Here is a 15,440-nt window from a genome sequence, read left to right as displayed (position 1 = left end):
GACGTCGGAGGACACCAAGTGAGTGAGAACGTGAAGGACGAGAACGTGACCGAGCAGACCGAGAGCGCTCGGAACTACCGCAAGACCCGTCAGGGCTACGTCGTCAGCGACAAGATGGACAAGACCGTCGTCGTCGAGGTCGAGGACCGCGTCAAGCACGCCCTGTACGGCAAGGTCCTGCGTCGTTCCAGCAAGGTCAAGGCCCACGACGAGGAGAACGTCGCCGGCATCGGCGACCGCGTCCTCATCATGGAGACCCGCCCGCTCTCCGCGACCAAGCGCTGGCGCCTGGTCGAGGTCCTCGAGAAGGCCAAGTAAGCCACTGTTCGGCCAGGCTCTGCCGCGAGGCGGAGAACCAGCACGACGTATAGGAGACAGATAAGTGATCCAGCAGGAGTCGCGAGTGCGCGTCGCCGACAACACCGGTGCCAAGGAGATCTTGTGCATCCGTGTTCTCGGTGGCTCGGGTCGCCGGTATGCCGGTATTGGCGACACGATCGTCGCCACGGTGAAGGACGCCATCCCCGGTGGCAACGTCAAGAAGGGCGACGTCGTCAAGGCGGTCATCGTCCGCACCAAGAAGGAGCGCCGTCGTGCCGACGGTTCCTACATCAAGTTCGATGAGAACGCCGCAGTGATCCTCAAGACCGACGGTGACCCCCGTGGTACCCGTATCTTCGGCCCGGTCGGCCGCGAGCTTCGCGACAAGAAGTTCATGAAGATCATCTCGCTGGCGCCGGAGGTGCTCTGAGCCATGGCGAAGTTCCGCATCAAGAAGGGTGACACCGTCCAGGTGCTCACCGGCAAGGACAAGGGTTCGACCGGCAAGGTCATCGCGGTCTACCGCGAGAACGACCGTGTCCTCGTCGAGGGCGTCAACCGCGTCACCCGCCACACCAAGGCCGGCCAGACTGCCCGTGGCAGCCAGACCGGTGGCCTCGTCGTGCAGGAGGCGCCGATCCACGTGAGCAACGTGCAGGTCGTCGACCCGTCCGACAAGAAGCCGACCCGTACCAAGACCCGCGTCGAGACCGTCGAGCGTGACGGACGCCAGAAGGCCGTCCGGACCCGCGTCGGCGTGCGCTCGGGCAAGGACCTGTGAGCCTGATGACCGAAACCACCACCACGGCTTCGCCCCGCCTCAAGCAGCGCTACGCGGACGAGATCCGCTCGGCCCTGCTGGAGCAGTTCGGCTACGCCAACGTCATGCAGGTTCCCGGCGTCGTCAAGGTCGTCGTCAACATGGGTGTCGGCGACGCGGCCAAGGACAGCAAGCTCATCGAGGGCGCGGTTCGCGACCTCACGGCGATCACCGGCCAGAAGCCGGTCGTCACCAAGGCGCGCAAGTCCATCGCCCAGTTCAAGCTGCGTGAGGGCATGCCGATCGGCACGCACACCACGCTGCGGGGCGACCGCATGTGGGAGTTCCTCGACCGACTCATCTCGGTCGCGCTTCCCCGCATCCGCGACTTCCGTGGCATGAGCCCCAAGCAGTTCGACGGTCGCGGCAACTACACCTTCGGCCTCACGGAGCAGTCGATGTTCCACGAGATCGACCAGGACAAGATCGACCGCGTGCGTGGCATGGACATCACCATCGTCACCACCGCGACGAACGACGACGAGGGACGCGCGCTGCTCAAGGCGCTCGGCATGCCCTTCAAGGAGAACTGACATGGCCAAGACCGCTCTTGTCAACAAGGCGAACAAGAAGCCGAAGTTCAAGGTGCGCGGCTACACGCGCTGCCAGCGCTGCGGCCGTCCCCACTCGGTCTACCGCAAGTTCGGCCTGTGCCGGATCTGCCTGCGGGAGATGGCCCACCGCGGCGAGCTCCCCGGCGTGACCAAGTCGTCCTGGTGACGTTCCAGAACTGAATTCCCGGTATGCCGTGGGGCGCGAGCCCCGCGGCGACCATCCCGCCGCACCACGCGGCATACCCCAAGACCATCTACATCGAAGGTCAGCCGGAGCAGCAGCCCCGGATGAAACCACGGTGAGGGAGGGCGGAGAAGCCCAATGACAATGACTGACCCGATTGCGGACATGTTGACCCGCGTCCGAAACGCCAACTCGGCGCACAAGGACACGGTCGCCATGCCGTTCAGCAAGCTCAAGTCGCACATCGCGGAGATCCTCGAGGCCGAGGGTTACATCGCCGGCTGGACCGTCGAGGACGCCGAGGTCGGCAAGACCCTGACGATCAACCTCAAGTACGGCCCCAACCGCGAGCGTTCCATCGCGGGTGTGCGTCGCGTGTCCAAGCCCGGACTGCGCGTCTACGCCAAGAGCACCAACCTGCCGAAGGTCCTCGGTGGCCTCGGTGTTGCCATCATCTCGACGTCGTCCGGTCTGCTCACTGACCGGCAGGCCGCTAACAAGGGTGTGGGTGGGGAAGTCCTCGCCTACATCTGGTAAGGGGATCTGACATGTCGCGCATCGGACGTCTTCCGGTTGCCATCCCCTCCGGTGTCGAGATCAACGTCGAGGGCCAGACCGTCAAGGTCAAGGGTCCCAAGGGCGAGCTCGCACACACGGTGGCTCAGCCGATCAAGGTTGAGAAGAACGATGACCAGGTCGAGGTCAGCCGCCCCAACGACGAGCGCGAGTCGCGTTCGCTCCACGGCCTGACCCGCTCGCTCATCAACAACATGGTCCTCGGTGTCACCGAGGGCTACGTCAAGAAGCTCGAGATCCACGGCACCGGTTACCGCGTGCAGAACAAGGGCGGTTCGCTCGAGTTCGCGCTCGGCTACTCGCACTCGATCACGGTCGAGCCGCCGCAGGGCATCACCTTCACCGTCGAGAACCCCACCCGGTTCCAGGTCGAGGGCATCGACAAGCAGCTCGTCGGTGAGGTTGCCGCCAACATTCGCAAGCTCCGCAAGCCCGACCCGTACAAGGGCAAGGGCGTGCGCTACGCCGGCGAGCACATCCGCCGCAAGGTCGGAAAGGCTGGTAAGTAAGCCATGGCAATGATCATCAAGCGCGCCAAGGGCAAGGTCGCCGCACGCGGCCGTCGCCACATCCGTCTGCGCAAGCACGTCACGGGCACGGCGGTTCGCCCTCGTCTCGTCGTCTCGCGCTCCTCGCGCCACGTCTTCGTCCAGGTCGTCGACGACACCGTCGGCAAGACCGTCGCGTCGGCGTCGACCATGGAGGCCGACGTCCGTGCGTTCGAGGGCGACAAGACCGCCAAGGCCAAGAAGGTCGGCGAGCTCGTCGCCGAGCGTGCCAAGGCAGCCGGTGTCGAGGCAGTCGTCTTCGACCGTGGTGGCAACAAGTACCACGGTCGCGTCGCGGCCATCGCCGACGGCGCCCGCGAGGGTGGGCTGTCGCTGTGACCCACATGCTTTCCCAGACCAGTGTTGAAATGAGGAACATCTGATGCCAGGACCCCAGCGTCGAGGCACCGGTCCCGCTTCCACCGGCGGCGACAACCGCAGCGACAACCGTGGCGGCGACCGTCGCGGTGGCCGCGGCGACGACCGTCGCGGCGGTGGCCGCGAGGCCGAGAAGAGCCAGTATCTCGAGCGCGTCGTGACCATCAACCGTGTCTCCAAGGTCGTCAAGGGTGGTCGTCGCTTCAGCTTCACCGCTCTCGTCGTCGTCGGCGACGGTGACGGCACCGTGGGCGTCGGCTACGGCAAGGCCAAGGAAGTTCCCGCCGCGATCGCCAAGGGTGTCGAGGAGGCCAAGAAGGAGTTCTTCAAGGTCCCGCGCATCCAGGGCACGATCCCGCACCCCGTCCAGGGTGAGGCCGCTGCCGGTGTCGTCATGCTCCGTCCCGCCAGCCCCGGTACCGGTGTCATCGCCGGTGGCCCGGTGCGTGCGGTCCTGGAGTGCGCCGGCATCCACGACGTGCTGTCCAAGAGCCTCGGCTCGGACAACGCGATCAACATCGTCCACGCGACCGTTCAGGCCCTCAAGGAGCTCGAGCGTCCGGAGTCCGTGGCTGCCCGCCGCGGTCTGCCCGTGGACCAGGTTGCCCCCGCCGCGATGCTGCGCGCCCAGGCGGCCGGCATCGCCGAGGCCCGTGACGCAGCGAAGGCTGGTGCGTGATGGCTCGTCTCAAGGTGACCCAGACCCGTTCGGAGATCGGCGGCAAGCAGAACCAGCGCGACACCCTGCGCAGCCTCGGTCTCAAGCGCATCGGCGACGTCGTCGTCAAGGAGGACCGCCCCGAGATCCGCGGGATGGTCAAGACGGTGACGCACCTCGTCGCCGTCGAGGAGGTTGAGTGATCATGGCTGATTCCAAGTCAACGCAGGCCAAGACCGAGGGCACTGCCCTCAAGGTCCACCACCTGCGTCCGGCCCCCGGTGCCAAGACCGCCAAGACCCGTGTCGGTCGTGGTGAAGGCTCCAAGGGCAAGACCGCCGGTCGCGGTACCAAGGGCTCGAAGGCGCGCTACCAGGTTCCGGAGCGCTTCGAGGGTGGCTCGACCCCCCTCCACATGCGTCTCCCGAAGCTGCGCGGCTTCAAGAACCCGTTCAAGACCCAGTACCAGGTCGTGAACCTCGACAAGCTGTCCGCTCTCTACCCCGACGGTGGCGACGTGACGGTCGAGGACCTCGTGTCCAAGGGCGCCGTCCGCGGTGGCCACCTCGTCAAGGTGCTCGGCACCGGCGAGATCGCCGTCGCGGTCAACGTCACTGCCGACAAGTTCTCGGCGACCGCCAAGGAGAAGATCGAGGCCGCTGGCGGCTCGACCACCTCGGGCGCGTCTGCCTGACGCTGAACCGCATGGTTCGTATGCCGCAGGGCGTGGTTCCGGAGCCTTCCTTCGGAACTCGCCTTGCGGCATACGTCGTTTGACCCCCTGTGGGAGCGGCGGTTCCTGACCGCTGCCCGCACCGGGGTATCTTTGTTCGTCGATTGCCACACTGATGCGGCTACCGCCGCCCACCTGGAGGACCTGTGCTCACCGCCTTCGGCCGCGCGTTCAAGACGCCCGACCTGCGCAGGAAGATCCTGTTCACCCTCGCGATCATCGCGATCTACCGGCTCGGCGCACACGTGCCGACGCCCGGAGTGAGCTACTCGCTCATCCAGGCATGCCAAAAGGGTGCAGGCGACGCCAACGACCTCCTGGGTCTTGCGAACCTGTTCAGCGGTGGAGCCCTGCTCCAGCTGTCCATCTTCGCGCTCGGGATCATGCCGTACATCACCGCGAGCATCATCATCCAGCTGCTCACGGTGGTCATCCCGAAGTTCGAGGCCCTCAAGAAGGAGGGTCAGGCCGGGCAGTCGAAGATGACGCAGTACACGCGCTACCTCACGATCGCGCTCGCCGTCCTCCAGTCGGCCACGTTCATCACCTTCGCGCAGAACCCCTCGCAGCTGTTCGCGAACCCGGCCTGCACCAACATCCTCACGGACGACTCGATCGTCACGATCCTCATCATGGTGCTCACGATGACGGCCGGTACCGGTCTCGTCATGTGGCTCGGTGAGCTCGTCACCGACAAGGGTGTCGGCAACGGCATGTCGATCCTCATCTTCACGTCGATCGCCGCGACCTTCCCGGGCGCCCTCTGGGCCATCCAGCAGCGTGAGGGTCGCTGGGACATCTTCCTGGGGATCATCCTCATGGGGTTCGTCATCATCGCGCTCGTCGTCTACGTCGAGCAGAGCCAGCGCCGCATCCCGGTGCAGTACGCCAAGCGCATGGTGGGTCGTCGCGTCTACGGCGGCACCTCGACCTACATCCCGCTCAAGGTCAACATGGCCGGTGTCATCCCGGTGATCTTCGCGAGCTCGCTGCTCGCGCTGCCGACCCTCCTCGCGCAGTTCAACCGCAAGGCTGACGGCTCCAGCGCTGGCTGGGTGCAGTGGATCGACGCGAACTTCGCCGGTGGCGACACCTGGGAGTACGCGCTCACCTACATCGTGCTCATCCTCTTCTTCACGTTCTTCTACGTGTCGATCACGTTCAACCCCACCGAAGTCGCCGACAACATGAAGAAGTACGGCGGCTTCATCCCGGGTATCCGTGCCGGGCGACCCACGGCGGAGTACCTGCAGTACGTCCTCACCCGCATCACCGTCCCGGGTGCGATCTACCTCGCGCTGATCTCGATCATCCCGCTCATCGCCCTCGTGCTCGTCGGCGCCAACCAGAACTTCCCGTTCGGTGGCACCTCGATCCTCATCATCGTGGGCGTCGGTCTCGAGACCGTGAAGCAGATCGAGTCCCAGCTGCAGCAGCGTCACTACGAAGGGTTCCTCAAGTAATGACTTCTCAGGGCAGGCGCCTCATCATCCTCGGGCCCCCCGGCGCCGGCAAGGGCACGCAGGCCGCGCGCATCGCCGAGCACTTCGGGATCCCGGCGATCTCCACCGGTGACATCTTCCGCGCCAACATCAAGAACGGCACCGAGCTGGGCAAGCAGGTCCAGGAGATCACCGCCTCCGGTGGCTACGTCTCCGACGACATCACCAACGCGATCGTCGAGGACCGGCTCAACGAGGACGACGCCCGTGAGGGCTTCCTCCTCGACGGCTACCCTCGCACCACCGGTCAGGTCACCGCGCTCGACTGGATGCTCGGCAAGCACGACCACGGACTCGACAAGGTCCTCGCGCTCACCGTCGACGAGGACGCCGTCGTCTCGCGCCTGCTCAAGCGGGCCGAGACCGAGGGTCGGGCCGACGACACCGAGGACGTCATCCGTGAGCGCCAGGCGATCTACCGCCGCGAGACGGCGCCGCTCGTCGAGGTCTACGCCGAGCGTGGGCTCCTCGTCGAGGTCGACGGTCTCGGCGCGATGGACGAGGTCACCGAGCGGATCATCAAGGCCCTGAGCTGAACGTGCGCGCTCGAGCACCTCGCTCGTGAAACGCCCGAGATGGCCCCGACACCTGGTTGTCGGGGCCATCTCGCGTCCTCGGGGGCATCGCGACCCCCGACAGCGCGGGGAGGCCACGACAACCGCGGGGAGCGAGCGGTGGGGTCCAACGTCGTGCCTCGTGGTCAGAGGACGATGTACTGGCGGCCGTCGATGAGCTCGCGCACGACATCGAGCTGCCCCGCGTGCGTGGCGGTCTCGACGATGACGTGCTGAACGACGCTGCGCACGTCCACGAAGCGCTCGTCCGGCCAGTCGGGCTCGCGGTGCAGGGGCGCCGCGTCGAGAGAGGTGCCAGCGAGGATCTCGTCCGACGCCACGATGGCCGTGCGGTAGGCGGAGAGCACCGCCGTCGCCGGCTCGTCGGGGCCGACGAGCCAGTCGCCACGCTCGCCCTCGGGCCACCAGTCGAGCGGGCCGCCGGCGACGACGACCTCGAACCAGAAGCGCTCGTCGGAGAGCGTGAGGTGGCGCACCAGGCCGAGCGGGCACCATCCGGAAGGGAGGACGGAGCGTCGCAGGTCACCTTCCGCCAGTCCTTCGAGCTGGTCGAGCACATGGCGCCGGACACCGGTGAGCGCGCTGAGCAGGGACTCGTCCTCCGAGGGCATGGCCCGAGCCTAGGTGGACTCGACCTCTGGTGAGCCGCTCGAAACCGGCGGCCGGGATCGGGAATGGGCGGACGGCATACCCTGTTGGTTGAACCGTGAACAATCTCAGCATCATCGTGTCCAGCACCCGCCCCGGCCGTATCGGCGACAAGGTCACCTCCTGGGTGAGCCAGCAGGCCGACCCCGAGCAGTGGCAGGTGACCGTCCTCGACCTCGCCGAGATCGACCTGCCCTTCTTCGACGAGGAGGACATGCCCAAGAACGGCAACTACGCCAAGCCGCACACGCAGGCGTGGGCCAGCGCGATCTTCGAGTCCGACGCGATCGTCGTCGTGACGCCGCAGTACAACCGCAGCTTCCCCGCCCCCATCAAGAACGCCGTCGACTACCTCTTCGCCGAGTGGGACAGCAAGCCGATCGGCATCGTCGGCTACGGCTGGACCGGTGCGGCTGACGCCCGCGCCGACCTCGCCAAGGTGCTCACGCACGTCCACGCCGACGTCGTGGGTGACCTCGGGCTGAGCTTCCCCGAGCAGCTCACCGTCGACGGGTCGGTCGTGGACGCCGGCGCCGAGGCGACCGGCGAGCTCGGCGCGATGCTCGACGCCCTTGCCGCGAAGGTCGGGGACCTCGCGCAGGCCTCCGCCCGCTCCTGACGCTCACCGACGCCTCCTGTTCCCGCGATTCGGGGGAGCAGGAGGCGTCGCCGTAGGCTGACCTGCATGGGACTGTTCGGACGTGAGCGCATCGAGGCCAAGACCCACGAGCAGGTGGTCCTCATGCGTGCCGCCGGGCTGCTCGTCGGGCAGACGCTCGACCTCATGCGCTCGTCGGTGCGGCCCGGCATGACGACCAAGGAGCTCGACGCCCTCGCCGAGGCGCACATCCGCGACGGTGGTGGCACCCCGAGCTTCCTGGGCTACCACGGCTTCACTGGCACCCTGTGCACCTCGGTCAACGACGAGGTCGTCCACGGCATCCCGGGGTCGCGCGTCCTCGAGGAGGGCGACCTGCTCTCGATCGACTGCGGCGCGATCGTCGGGGGGTGGCACGGTGACGCGGCCATCTCGGTCATCGTCGGCGGCCGAGAGGTCGGGCGTCCCGAGGACCTCGAGCTCATCGACGACAGTGAGGCCTCCATGTGGGCCGGGATCACCGCCCTCGCGGTCGGCCAGAGCCTGTATGCCGTCGGCGCGGCCGTCGAGGACAGCCTCACCGAGGCGGGGGAGCGGCGCGGTCGTGAGTACGGCATCGTCGAGGATTACGTCGGCCACGGCATCGGGACGTCGATGCACATGGACCCGCAGGTGCCGAACTACCGCGTGAGTGGCAAGGGTCCGATCGTCGTCGACGCGACGACCGTGGCGATCGAGCCGATGGTCACCCTCGGTGACGAGTCCAACCGGGTGCTCGAGGACGACTGGACGGTCGTCACCGACGACGGGTCTCGGGCCAGCCACTGGGAGAACACCGTCGCCGCCACGTCGCAGGGCCTGTGGGTCCTCACCGCCGTCGATGGCGGCGAGGCGAAGCTGCGCGAGCTGGGCGCGACGTACGCCCCTCTGGCCTGAGGTCGCTCAGCCCTTCGTCACGTCGTAGGTGAGAGCGACCGCCCCGCTGCCGAACCTCCGCTGCTCGCGCAGCACGAGTCCAGTCGTCACGCCGGTGGGCAGCCAGGGAAGCCCGCCGCCGGCGAGGTGGGGAACGACGTAGGCAGTGACCTCGTCGACGAGCCCGGCTCGCAATGCGTGTGCGGCGAGGGTCGGCCCGCCGATGCTCACGTCGGTCGGGCTGTCCCGGACGAGCGCTGCCAGGCGGTCGAGGTCGAGGGTCGGCCACAGCTCGGTCCGCGGTTCGGCCGGCGGCTCGAGGGTCGTCGAGACGACGATCTTGTCGGCCTGCCTCCACATCGCGGCGAAGTCGTGGTGCTCGGGAGCGGCGCCGGGCTCGTCGTCCGCGGGGGAGTCCTGCCACCACCTCATCGTCTCCCACAGCCCGCGCCCGTAGACGAGGGTCCGCACGTCCCGCTCGCGGTCGTTGACGTAGCCGTGCAGCTCGTCGTCGGGAGTGGCCCAGTCGAACGAGCCGGAGTCGTCGCGGGCGTAGCCGTCGAGGGAGACGAGCATCCCGTAGCGCAGGCGGGCCATCAGCTCGCCTTGCGCGTGAAGGTGAGGTGGGTGACACCGGACGCGGGGGAGGCGACAGCCTCGACGTCGAACCGCGAGTCGATGTCGCCGAGCCCCTCCCAGAGCGACTCCCCGCGACCGAGGACGATCGGCACGACGACGACGTGCATGACGTCGACGACGCCCGCGCGCACGAACTCCCGGACCGTCGAGGGTCCGCCGCCGATGCGGACGTCCTTGCCGGCGGCCGCCTCCTTGGCCCTGGATACGGCCTCCTCGGGGGTGGCGTCGAGGAAGTGGAACGTCGTCCCGCCCTCCATCACGATCGACTCGCGCGGGTGGTGCGTCAGCACGAAGACCGGGGTGTGGAACGGCGGGTTGGGGCCCCACCAGCCCTTCCACTCCGGGTCGGTCCACTCGCCGGCGTAGGGCCAGAACTTGCGCCGCCCCATGATCTCGGCGCCGACGGAGCCGTCCCAGCCCACCGCTCCGAAGGCGGCGTCGACGCCCGTCGAGACCCGGTCGCCGCCGGGCTCGTCCGCGAACAGCCAACGGTGCAGCCGCTGGCCGGCGTGACCGAACGGCTCGTCGAGCGTCTGCGGCTCACCGGTTCCGTAGCCGTCGAGCGAGATGCTGAGCTGGGTGACGAGCACGCGTGACATGGGCCGCTCCTGGTCCTCTCGGCGGGTGCCAGGTGCACCCGCCGTCGCCCTCCATGCTCGTGGACCATGGCAAAGTGCGCCAGCCGTTGCGCCGGGGTTGTGTGCGCAAACTCTCGTCTGGCGGTCGAGGGTCCGCCGGTAGGGTGACGAGAGGTCCGCAGACCTCCTTCATGCAGGTGCGGACCGCACGGACAAGCCAAGAGGAGCGGTGGATGACGGTGGCCCCGAAGCGGCCCGCGGCGATGACGCTGGCGGCACACTTCCCGGAGCGCACGCAGGCGGAGTGGCGCGACCTCGCCGCCGCCGTGGTCAACAAGGGGCGACCCGAGGACCAGCACCTCGACGCCGACGCCGCGGTGGCGTCGATGCGCACCCACCTCGCCGGCGGCATCGAGGTCGAGCCGCTGTACACCCGGCCCACCGACCCGGCACCGCTCGGGGTTCCCGGCGCGATGCCGTTCACCCGTGGCCGGGCGCTCCGCGACGCCGACGTCCCGTGGGACGTGCGGCAGGTCCACGACGACCCGGATGCCGCCGCCACCCGGGCCGCCGTGCTCGCCGACCTCGAGAACGGCGTCACCTCGGTGTGGCTGCACGTCGGCACCGACGGCCTGGCCGCCGGTGACGTCGCCGAGGCGCTCGCGGACGTACGGCTCGACCTCGCACCGGTCGTCGTCTCGTCGTGGGACGACCAGACCGCTGCCGCGGATGCCCTGTATGCCGTCCTGTCCGGTTCGCGTGCCAGCTCCGGCAACCTCGGTCACGACCCGATCGGGGCCGCGGCACGCACCGGAGTGACAGCCGACCTCTCGCCGCTCGCCGACGCCGTGACGCGGCTGCACGACCACGGCGAGGTCCGCGCGATCACCGTCGACACCCGCGTCCACGCCGACGCCGGGGCCACCGTGCCCGACGAGATCGCCTTCGCGCTGGCCACCGGTGTGGCCTACCTCCGGCACCTCGAGTCCGAGGGCGTCGACGTCGTCGAGGCCTTCCGCCACATCGAGTTCCGGGTGAGTGCGAGCGCCGACCAGTTCCTCACCGTCGCCGCACTGCGCGCCCTGCGCCGGACGTGGGCGCGCATCGGTGAGACGCTCGGCGTCCCCGAGCGCTCACGCGGCGCGTTCACCCACGCGGTGACCGCCGGGCGGATGTTCACCCGCGACGACGCGTGGACCAACATCCTGCGCAGCACCCTCGCGACGTTCGGCGCGAGCGTCGGTGGCGCCGACGCCATCACCGTGCTGCCGTTCGACACGGTGTCCGGACTGTCGACGCCGTTCTCGCGGCGCGTCGCCCGCAACACGCAGATCCTGCTCGCCGAGGAGTCCAACGTGGCTCGGGTGACCGACCCCGCCGGTGGTGCATGGGCCGTCGAGGCGCTCACCGACGAGGTGGCCACTGCGGCCTGGGCCGCGTTCCAAGAGGTGGAGCGATCCGGTGGGATGGCTTCGGCCCTCGCGAGTGGCCTTGTCGCACAGCGGATCTCGGACGGCCGTGCGGAGCGGGACGCCGCGCTGGCGACGCGCACCCAGCCGATCACCGGCGTGAGCACCTTCCCCTTGGCCGGCGAGAAGCCGCTGGAGCGCCGGTCCCGTCGCGTGCTGGAGGTGTCGCCCGAGGCCCTTGAGTCCCACCGTGACTCCGCGGTCTTCGAGGCACTCCGGGACCGCTCGACGGCATACGCAGAACGTCATGGGCACGCGCCGCGTGTCGCGGTCCCGACCCTCGACGTCCCCCGCGCCGCCGACCGCCGCATCGACGCGGTCAACCTGCTCACGGTCGCCGGGATCGAGGCCGTCGACATCGACAGCCCCTCGGAGGCCGTGCTCGTGGCGGCGAACAAGGGCTACGAGGGCGTCACCCCCGGCATGGACGTGGTCGACTTCCTCTCCTCGCTGCTCGACGTGATCGGAGCACCTGCATGAGCGCCATCCCCGACTTCAGCCAGGTCGACCTCGGTGACGGGCGACCGGCAGCCGACGCCGAGCCGCTGGACCTGCACCTCGACAGCCAGACGTGGACGACGCCCGAGCAGATCGAGGTGCCTCCGCTCTACACCGAGGCCGACCTCGAGGGCCTCGACTTCCTCGAGACCATCCCCGGCGCCCCACCGTTCCTGCGCGGGCCCTACCCGACGATGTACGTCAACCAGCCGTGGACGATCCGCCAGTACGCCGGGTTCTCGACGGCCGAGGAGTCCAACGCCTTCTACCGTCGCAACCTCGCCGCCGGGCAGAAGGGGCTAAGCGTCGCGTTCGACCTCGCCACCCACCGCGGCTACGACAGCGACCACCCGCGTGTCGAGGGCGACGTCGGCATGGCGGGTGTGGCGATCGACTCCATCTACGACATGCGCACCCTCTTCGACGGCATCCCGCTGGACCAGATGTCGGTGTCGATGACGATGAACGGCGCGGTCATCCCGATCCTCGCGCTCTTCGTCGTCGCGGCCGAGGAGCAGGGCGTCGCACCGGAGCAGCTCTCGGGGACCATCCAGAACGACATCCTCAAGGAGTTCATGGTCCGCAACACCTACATCTACCCGCCCGAGCCGTCGATGCGGATCATCAGCGACATCTTCGCGTTCACCTCCGAGAACATGCCGCGGTTCAACTCGATCTCGATCTCGGGCTACCACATGCAGGAGGCCGGGGCCACGCAGGACCTCGAGCTCGCCTACACCCTCGCCGACGGCGTCGAGTACCTCCGCGCCGGCAAGGCCGTCGGGCTCGACGTCGACCGGTTCGCGCCGCGGCTGTCGTTCTTCTGGGCCATCGGCATGAACTTCTTCATGGAGGTCGCCAAGATGCGGGCGGCCCGCCTGCTCTGGGCGCGGCTCGTCGAGCAGCAGGGCGCCACGAACCCGAAGTCGCTCAGCCTGCGCACGCACTGCCAGACCAGCGGCTGGTCGCTCACCGCGCAGGACGTCTTCAACAACGTCGTGCGCACCTGCATCGAGGCGATGGCGGCGACGCAGGGCCACACGCAGAGCCTGCACACCAACGCCCTCGACGAAGCCATCGCGCTGCCGACCGACTTCAGCGCGCGCATCGCCCGCAACACCCAGCTCGTCATCCAGCAGGAGTCGGGCACGACCCGCACCATCGACCCGTGGGCCGGCTCGGCCTACGTCGAGCGACTGACCCACGACATCGCCGAGCGGGCCTGGGCCCACATCGAGGAGGTCGAGGCGGCCGGCGGCATGGCCAAGGCCATCGAGGCGGGCATCCCGAAGATGCGCATCGAGGAGGCGGCCGCCCGCACCCAGGCACGCATCGACTCCGGCCAGCAGCCCGTCATCGGCGTCAACCGCTACATCCCCGACGTCGACGAGCCCATCGAGGTGCTCAAGGTCGACAACGCCGCCGTGCGTGCCAGCCAGATCGCCAAGCTCGAGCGCCTGCGGGCCGAGCGCGACGACGAGGCGTGCCGCGAGGCGCTCGAGCGCCTCACCGCCGCCGCCAAGGCTGGCTCGGACGGGTCCTTCGAGACCAACCTCCTCGCGCTCGCGATCGACGCCGCCCGGGCCAAGGCCACCGTCGGCGAGATGTCGCAGGCGATGGAGGAGGCGTTCGGGCGCTACACCGCGCAGATCCGTACGATCGGTGGCGTGTACTCCGACGAGGCCGGCTCCGACGCCACCGTGCGCAGGGCGCAGGACCTCGTCGAGGAGTTCGAGGAGGCCGAGGGACGTCGCCCCCGCATCCTCGTCGCCAAGATGGGCCAGGACGGTCACGACCGCGGCCAGAAGGTCATCGCCACGGCGTTCGCCGACCTCGGCTTCGACGTCGACGTGGGCCCGCTCTTCCAGACGCCGACCGAGGTTGCCCGTCAGGCCGTCGAGTCCGACGTCCACGTCGTGGGGGTGTCGTCGCTCGCTGCCGGTCACCTCACCCTGGTGCCCGCCCTGCGCAAGGAGCTCGATGCGCTCGGCCGTGACGACCTCATGATCGTCGTCGGCGGGGTCATCCCGACCCAGGACTTCGACGACCTGCGCGCCGCCGGGGCCGACGCGATCTACCCGCCGGGCACCGTCATCGCCACGGCAGCCATCGACCTCATCGGTGACCTGAGGTCCCGCCTCGATGGCGCCGACCGGGCGGGCGCGTGACCGGAGCGGAACGCCGCACCGGGCTGGGTGCGCAGCCGTGACCGACGAGCTGTTCGACGGCCTGCGCGCGGGCGACCGGGCCGCCATCGCGCGCGCCATCACCCTCGTCGAGTCCTCGCGCCCCGACCACCGCGAGAGGGCCGGTGCCCTGCTCACCGAGCTCACGGCATACACGGGTTCTGCTGTGCGCGTGGGGATCTCGGGCGTGCCCGGTGCGGGCAAGTCGACGTTCATCAACGCGATGGGGCTGCGGCTCATCGAGGCCGGCCGCCGGGTCGCGGTCGTCGCGGTCGACCCGAGCTCGCGACGCACCGGTGGGTCGATCCTCGGTGACCGCACGCGCATGGGTGACCTCAGCGCGAGCGACTCGGCCTTCGTGCGGCCGAGCCCGAGCGGTCGCCACCTCGGGGGAGTGGCGCGGGCGACGCGCGAGTCGATGCTCGTCCTCGAGGCCGCCGGCTTCGACGTGGTCATCGTCGAGACGGTCGGTGTCGGGCAGAACGAGATCGCCGTCTCGGAGATGGTCGACACCTTCCTCCTGCTCACGCTGGCCCGTGCCGGTGACCAGCTCCAAGGCATCAAGCGCGGCATCCTCGAGCTCGCCGACGTCATCGCGGTCAACAAGGCCGACGGTGACGGCGAGGTCCCGGCCAGGTCCGCCGCCAAGGACCTCACCGCCGCGATGCGGCTCATGCTCCCGGGCAAGGACGTCCGCCGTCCGCCGGTGCTCACCTGCTCGGCGCAGACCGGCGCAGGCCTCGACGAGGTGTGGGCCGCCGTGCTCGACCACCGTGCGCACCTCGAGTCCGAGGGCTCGCTCGAGCAGCGCCGCGCCCGGCAGCAGCAGGACTGGATGTGGGCGCTCGTCGACGCCCACCTCGAGGACGCCGTCCGCTCGGCGCCCGGGGTGCGCGAGCAGCGGGCGCGGATCGAGGCGGCGGTGCGCTCGGGCAAGCTCAGCGCCGTCGACGGCGCCGCGCGGATCCTCGACCTCTTCCAGCCTCCACAGCACGACTGATTGCGACTTTGCAGAGTTCCTCGCTGCGCTCGTCACTCTGCAAAGTCGCAATCAGTCGGA

Annotated in this window: 21 protein-coding genes; 18 read left to right on the top strand and 3 right to left on the bottom strand. The window is 68.8% G+C overall.

Annotated features, from left to right (window positions below; genetic code table 11):
- The first annotated feature begins 18 nt into the window (after positions 1-18).
- From rpsQ to ACSQ11_RS01155, 13 genes are all read left to right on the top strand, one after another.
- Positions 19-318, top strand: a complete 300-nt coding sequence (gene rpsQ / locus ACSQ11_RS01215; RefSeq protein ID WP_436002272.1) for a 30S ribosomal protein S17 — start codon at positions 19-21, stop codon at positions 316-318.
- Between the two features lie 64 nt (positions 319-382).
- The gene (rplN, locus tag ACSQ11_RS01210) at positions 383-751 is read left to right on the top strand and encodes a 50S ribosomal protein L14 (RefSeq protein WP_035913313.1); all 369 of its coding nucleotides are present in this window, start codon (positions 383-385) and stop codon (positions 749-751) included.
- A 3-nt stretch (positions 752-754) separates the two neighbouring features.
- Positions 755-1,102, top strand: a complete 348-nt coding sequence (gene rplX / locus ACSQ11_RS01205) for a 50S ribosomal protein L24 (protein WP_035946962.1) — start codon at positions 755-757, stop codon at positions 1,100-1,102.
- Between the two features lie 5 nt (positions 1,103-1,107).
- The gene (gene rplE / locus ACSQ11_RS01200; protein WP_147064760.1) at positions 1,108-1,674 is read left to right on the top strand and encodes a 50S ribosomal protein L5; all 567 of its coding nucleotides are present in this window, start codon (positions 1,108-1,110) and stop codon (positions 1,672-1,674) included.
- Position 1,675: 1 nt separating this feature from the next.
- Positions 1,676-1,861 (top strand): type Z 30S ribosomal protein S14, encoded by a 186-nt coding sequence (locus ACSQ11_RS01195; RefSeq protein WP_035902511.1) that lies wholly within the window; start codon positions 1,676-1,678, stop codon positions 1,859-1,861.
- A gap of 156 nt (positions 1,862-2,017) precedes the next feature.
- Positions 2,018-2,416: a 30S ribosomal protein S8 gene (gene rpsH / locus ACSQ11_RS01190; RefSeq protein WP_035931779.1), complete on the top strand. Its 399-nt coding sequence runs from the start codon at positions 2,018-2,020 to the stop codon at positions 2,414-2,416.
- Between the two features lie 11 nt (positions 2,417-2,427).
- On the top strand, positions 2,428-2,964 hold the full coding sequence (rplF, locus tag ACSQ11_RS01185) for a 50S ribosomal protein L6 (protein ID WP_436002268.1): 537 nt from the start codon (positions 2,428-2,430) through the stop codon (positions 2,962-2,964).
- A gap of 3 nt (positions 2,965-2,967) precedes the next feature.
- Positions 2,968-3,342 (top strand): 50S ribosomal protein L18, encoded by a 375-nt coding sequence (gene rplR, locus ACSQ11_RS01180; protein ID WP_436002266.1) that lies wholly within the window; start codon positions 2,968-2,970, stop codon positions 3,340-3,342.
- A 43-nt stretch (positions 3,343-3,385) separates the two neighbouring features.
- Positions 3,386-4,060: a 30S ribosomal protein S5 gene (gene rpsE, locus ACSQ11_RS01175; protein ID WP_436002264.1), complete on the top strand. Its 675-nt coding sequence runs from the start codon at positions 3,386-3,388 to the stop codon at positions 4,058-4,060.
- Positions 4,060-4,242 (top strand): 50S ribosomal protein L30, encoded by a 183-nt coding sequence (gene rpmD / locus ACSQ11_RS01170; protein ID WP_035931789.1) that lies wholly within the window; start codon positions 4,060-4,062, stop codon positions 4,240-4,242. The genes rpsE and rpmD overlap by 1 nt, the downstream gene beginning before the upstream one ends.
- Positions 4,243-4,244: 2 nt before the next feature.
- A complete protein-coding gene (gene rplO, locus ACSQ11_RS01165) occupies positions 4,245-4,733 on the top strand; it encodes a 50S ribosomal protein L15 (RefSeq protein ID WP_436002262.1) in 489 nt (162 codons plus the stop codon).
- A gap of 185 nt (positions 4,734-4,918) precedes the next feature.
- Complete coding sequence (gene secY / locus ACSQ11_RS01160; RefSeq protein ID WP_436002260.1) at positions 4,919-6,235, top strand: preprotein translocase subunit SecY; 1,317 nt, start codon at positions 4,919-4,921, stop codon at positions 6,233-6,235.
- Positions 6,235-6,810, top strand: a complete 576-nt coding sequence (locus ACSQ11_RS01155; protein ID WP_436002258.1) for an adenylate kinase — start codon at positions 6,235-6,237, stop codon at positions 6,808-6,810. The genes secY and ACSQ11_RS01155 overlap by 1 nt, the downstream gene beginning before the upstream one ends.
- Positions 6,811-6,974: 164 nt before the next feature.
- Here ACSQ11_RS01155 and ACSQ11_RS01150 read toward each other — a convergent pair whose 3' ends face one another.
- On the bottom strand, positions 6,975-7,460 hold the full coding sequence (locus ACSQ11_RS01150; protein ID WP_436002256.1) for a DinB family protein: 486 nt from the start codon (positions 7,458-7,460) through the stop codon (positions 6,975-6,977).
- Positions 7,461-7,555: 95 nt separating this feature from the next.
- Here ACSQ11_RS01150 and ACSQ11_RS01145 point away from each other — a divergent pair, with 95 nt between their 5' ends.
- Both ACSQ11_RS01145 and map read left to right on the top strand, forming a co-directional pair.
- Complete coding sequence (locus ACSQ11_RS01145; RefSeq protein WP_436002254.1) at positions 7,556-8,116, top strand: NADPH-dependent FMN reductase; 561 nt, start codon at positions 7,556-7,558, stop codon at positions 8,114-8,116.
- A gap of 66 nt (positions 8,117-8,182) precedes the next feature.
- On the top strand, positions 8,183-9,031 hold the full coding sequence (gene map / locus ACSQ11_RS01140; protein ID WP_436002252.1) for a type I methionyl aminopeptidase: 849 nt from the start codon (positions 8,183-8,185) through the stop codon (positions 9,029-9,031).
- A 6-nt stretch (positions 9,032-9,037) separates the two neighbouring features.
- On the opposite strand, the gene ACSQ11_RS01135 is transcribed toward map, so the two are convergent.
- Positions 9,038-9,607, bottom strand: coding sequence for a dihydrofolate reductase family protein (locus tag ACSQ11_RS01135; RefSeq protein WP_436002250.1), 570 nt, complete (start codon positions 9,605-9,607; stop codon positions 9,038-9,040).
- Positions 9,607-10,248, bottom strand: a complete 642-nt coding sequence (locus ACSQ11_RS01130; protein ID WP_436002248.1) for a dihydrofolate reductase family protein — start codon at positions 10,246-10,248, stop codon at positions 9,607-9,609. Before ACSQ11_RS01130 ends, ACSQ11_RS01135 begins: the two co-directional genes overlap by 1 nt.
- 212 nt (positions 10,249-10,460) lie before the next feature.
- Here ACSQ11_RS01130 and ACSQ11_RS01125 point away from each other — a divergent pair, with 212 nt between their 5' ends.
- Genes ACSQ11_RS01125 through meaB form a run of 3 tightly spaced genes read left to right on the top strand, consistent with a single transcriptional unit; the run spans position 10,461 to position 15,380 of the window.
- A complete protein-coding gene (locus ACSQ11_RS01125; RefSeq protein ID WP_436002246.1) occupies positions 10,461-12,176 on the top strand; it encodes a methylmalonyl-CoA mutase subunit beta in 1,716 nt (571 codons plus the stop codon).
- Positions 12,173-14,362, top strand: coding sequence for a methylmalonyl-CoA mutase (gene scpA, locus ACSQ11_RS01120; protein ID WP_436002244.1), 2,190 nt, complete (start codon positions 12,173-12,175; stop codon positions 14,360-14,362). Before ACSQ11_RS01125 ends, scpA begins: the two co-directional genes overlap by 4 nt.
- 37 nt (positions 14,363-14,399) lie before the next feature.
- Positions 14,400-15,380, top strand: a complete 981-nt coding sequence (gene meaB / locus ACSQ11_RS01115; RefSeq protein ID WP_436002242.1) for a methylmalonyl Co-A mutase-associated GTPase MeaB — start codon at positions 14,400-14,402, stop codon at positions 15,378-15,380.
- The last annotated feature ends 60 nt before the right edge of the window (positions 15,381-15,440 follow it).

This window comes from Knoellia sp. LjRoot47, from assembly GCF_964253435.1.
Taxonomy (GTDB): domain Bacteria; phylum Actinomycetota; class Actinomycetes; order Actinomycetales; family Dermatophilaceae; genus Knoellia.
This window is presented reverse-complemented; position numbering and strand designations above follow the sequence as displayed.